Genomic DNA, 3,609 nt, shown 5'->3' with positions numbered 1-3,609 from the left:
GTGCGCAAGCACATCAAGGTCGAGCCCGATCGCTGGTTCTACTGGGCCGACAAGCTCGGGCTGATGGTGTGGCAGGACATGCCGTCGCTCAACGAGGGCGACCCGCCCAAGGCCGTGCAGGCGCAGTTCGAGAAGGAGATGCACACCATGATCCGCCAGCACATCGGGTGGACGTCGATCATCGGCTGGGTGCCCTTCAACGAGGGCTGGGGCGAGTGGAACAAGGATGAGACCGGTCGTATCGCCGAGTCGGTCAAGGCGCAGGATCCGTCGCGGTTGGTCAACGCTCACAGTGGCGTCAACTGCTGCAACTCCAAGGGCGACTCGGGCAAGGGCGATGTCATCGACTGGCATGCCTACACCGGGCCGGCGACTCTGAGCCCCACAGCCGACCGGGCTGCGATCGACGGTGAGCACGGTGGATTCGGGCTCAAGGTGGAGGGGCACATGTGGCCCGGAATCCCAGGCGCCTACCAGATGGCCAACTCGATCCAGGAGCTCACCGACCTCTACGTCCAGAACCAGTCGAAGCTCCTGGAGTACAGCCAGAAGTGTGGCCTGTCCGGCGGCATCTACACGCAGATCACCGACGTGGAGGATGAGGTCAACGGCTTCTTCACCTACGACCGGCAGGTGCAGAAGATGCTGAGCGGTCCCGTCCGGGAGATCAACGAGAAGCTGTCCCACTCGGGCAACCTCGGTCAGTCTGCGGCGGACCAGCCGCCGGGCACTCCCGGACTCGGTGGCACCCATCGCTACGCCACCGACGAGGGCACCGGCTCAACGTCAGACGACGCCGTGGGCGATGCCGACCTGACGCTCAGCGGCGACGCTGCGTGGGCCGACGGCAAGGCCGGAAAAGCGCTGAAGCTCAATGGGGCGGGTGCAGCCCAGACGGCTGGCACCGCAGTCGACACGAGTGGCAGCTTCTCGGTCGCCGCCTGGGTCAAGCTCGACGAGACCGGAGGAGGGTTCCGCACCGTGGTGAGCCAGGACGGGGCTCAGTCGTCGGCGTTCTTCCTGCAGTACGACGGCGGGCAGAACAAGTTCGCCTTCTCGACGGTCGGTGGTCGGGCCTACGCCAGCACCACCGCCGAGGCGGGCACGTGGTATCACCTCACGGGTGTGCGGGATGCCGTGGCCGGCAGCTACACGTTGTACGTCGACGGTGAGAAGCAAGGGGTCTCCGGGCAGTGCATCGGCGACACCTCGACGGGTCCGCTGACGATCGGCCGTGCGAAGTACAACGGTGCGAGCGTCGACTTCCTCAAGGGATCAGTCGATGACGTGCGGACCTACGACCGGGCGCTGTCCGGCACCGAGGTCGCGTCGGTGCAGCAGCAGGGAGGCACGTCGAACTGAGCCAGCGGTGACAGCAGTGCCCGCACGTCCTCGGGGTGTGCGGGCACTGTCACGTTGTCATCGTCTCGTTGTCATCGTCTCGTCGAAACCGTCACGTCGCCGTCGGGTGATCCGTGCGGGTGGCAGGCGCAAAGAAGAAGACGACCGAGGCAAGGGCGGCAGCGACGACCGCAATGGTCAGTGCCAGCCCGGAGATGCCGACATTCAGCCCATAGGCGGAGGCGATGACGGCCCCGACAGCCACCCAGATCATCGGCACGATGCCGTGGGCGTGACGAGCCAGCGCGTCGAAGACGAGCAGGTGGACGACGGCGAGGAACGATCCGGCGAGGGCGAAGAGCCAGAGCCTGCCGGTGATCTCGTCGTACTTGCTTCCGCCGACCAGGACGAGGGCCACCCGGGGGAGTGCGGCAGTGGCGATCACGGCGATTGTGCCGAAGCCGGTGACCAGCGCCACCGCTCGCAGCCTGGCCTGGTTGGTGTTCGCCCGCGCAAGGTCGGGGAACAGGACGACGCTGACGAACTGCGGGAAGAACAGTGCCGCCTTCGCCAAGATGAGCCCGGACGCGTACAGGCCGCTCTCGTGCACGTCGAAGCGGTTGCGGGCGATGAGGGAGTCCATGTTGCTCAGCACGAAGTAGGCCAGCAGCGCATGCGTCGACAGCAGGGCCTCACGCACGAGCGGCCGGCTGCTGACCGGCTCACCGTTTGCGGCGTGTCGTCGGCCCAGGAGCAGCTTGGCGCCGGCGATGGCTGGGAGCCAGGAGCCGATCGCAATGCCGACCATGGCGGAGGTGACGGTCGGCGAGACGAGCAGCGCGATCGTTCCGCCCGCGAGGCGCCCGATGCCGTTGCCGAGGTAGATCGTCGTCAGCGAACCCCATCGTGAAGTGCCCTGTGCGACACCGGACTCGGCGCCCATGATCGTCAGTGGCACAAGTGCGACGCCGCACAGCAGCACTGGCCAATAGCTGTCGAGCTTGAGCGCCGGGGTGAGCACGATGCTCGACGTGGCGACGAGGAGCCCGACGCAGGAGGCGACCAGCACCGTGACGCGCGCGGTCGCGCTGACGATTTCGTCCTCGAGCTGCGGGTCGACGGCGAGCCGTCGTGCGGTGACGGCCTGCAGGCCCAGCGAGGTTACGGACCCGACGAGGAGGATGCCGAAAAGCGCTGTGAGCGCCCCGAATTCGCGCGGAAGCAACAGGTGCGCGGCCAGCACGTTGAAGCCGTACACCGTGATGTTCATGCCCATCATCCCGGCGGCGACGAGTGACCCGCCGGTCATGGTGGTGCGCGCGGTACTCACCACGGCACAATAGCGGGCGGGGCCGATAGGAGCAGGTGCAGCATGCGACGGTGGCGGGACATTGATCTGTACGGTGCCGTGCTGCCCGGGTGGTCAGCGTTCCTCGCCCTTCTGGTGTGCCTCCCGTTCTTCGGCCGGGGCTACGTGCTGTCGTACGACATGGTGTGGGTGCCGCACCTCGATCTCGACCGCCCCGAGGTCTGGGGGCTGGGGTCGGGCCTGCCGAGGGCCGTCCCGTCGGACGCCGTGTCGGCACTCCTGAACGTTGTGCTTCCGGCCGCGCTGGTGCAGCGTGCGCTGCTGTTCCTCGCGTTGTTCCTGCTGGCCTGGGGCACCGGACGGCTGCTGCGCCGACGGTTCCTTGTCGCGCAGCTGGCCGGCGCGACGTTCGCGGTGTGGAACCCCTACGTCGCCGAGCGTCTCGTCCTCGGGCAGTGGCCGTTGTTGCTCGCCGTCGCGGCATTCCCGTGGTTGGTCGGGGCACTGAGCGAGGAGTCACCGCGTTGGCGCACGGTGACCGTCGCGCCCGCAGCCACGGCGCTGACGCCGGCGACTGGCGTCATGGGGCTGCTGCTCGCGGCAGTCGTCGGATGGCGGCACGGGCTGGTACGTCTCACGTTCCTGGCAGCACTCCTCAACGCCCCGTGGGTCGTCGCAGGCATCTTGCACGCAGACATTGCCAAGAGTGACCCGCGCGCCGTCGATCTCTTCGACCTGCAAAGCGAGGGGTCATTCAGCAAGCTCAGCTCTGCCCTGTCGCTCGGAGGCATCTGGAACACCGAGGTCGTCCCGACGTCGCGAACCCTCCTCATCGCTGTCGTGGTGGGGCTCGTCATTGCAGCCGTCATCGTCGTGGGGTTCGTGACGATGTGGCACGACGACCGGCGTCTCCTGTTGACTCTGTCGGTGGCCGGCGCCGTGGGTCTCGCCCTCGCCCT

Annotated in this window: 2 protein-coding genes and 1 pseudogene; 2 read left to right on the top strand and 1 reads right to left on the bottom strand. The window is 67.3% G+C overall.

The annotated features are described in order from the left end of the window. Positions 1-1,362 (top strand): LamG-like jellyroll fold domain-containing protein (locus tag H7290_RS05695; RefSeq protein WP_366927600.1); only part of this gene is annotated, 1,362 nt, incomplete at its 5' end. A gap of 91 nt (positions 1,363-1,453) precedes the next feature. On the opposite strand, the gene H7290_RS05690 is transcribed toward H7290_RS05695, so the two are convergent. Further along, a complete protein-coding gene (locus H7290_RS05690) occupies positions 1,454-2,671 on the bottom strand; it encodes a hypothetical protein (RefSeq protein ID WP_290513047.1) in 1,218 nt (405 codons plus the stop codon). Positions 2,672-2,713: 42 nt separating this feature from the next. Between H7290_RS05690 and H7290_RS05685 the strand changes: the two are divergent. Then, positions 2,714-3,609 (top strand): annotated as a pseudogene (locus tag H7290_RS05685) (hypothetical protein); the annotation flags it as partial.

Origin of the sequence: Aeromicrobium sp. (genome assembly GCF_014378035.1) — a bacterium.
Taxonomy (GTDB): domain Bacteria; phylum Actinomycetota; class Actinomycetes; order Propionibacteriales; family Nocardioidaceae; genus Aeromicrobium.
Note: the sequence above shows the minus strand (reverse complement) of the source record. Positions and strands in the feature narration are given on the sequence as shown.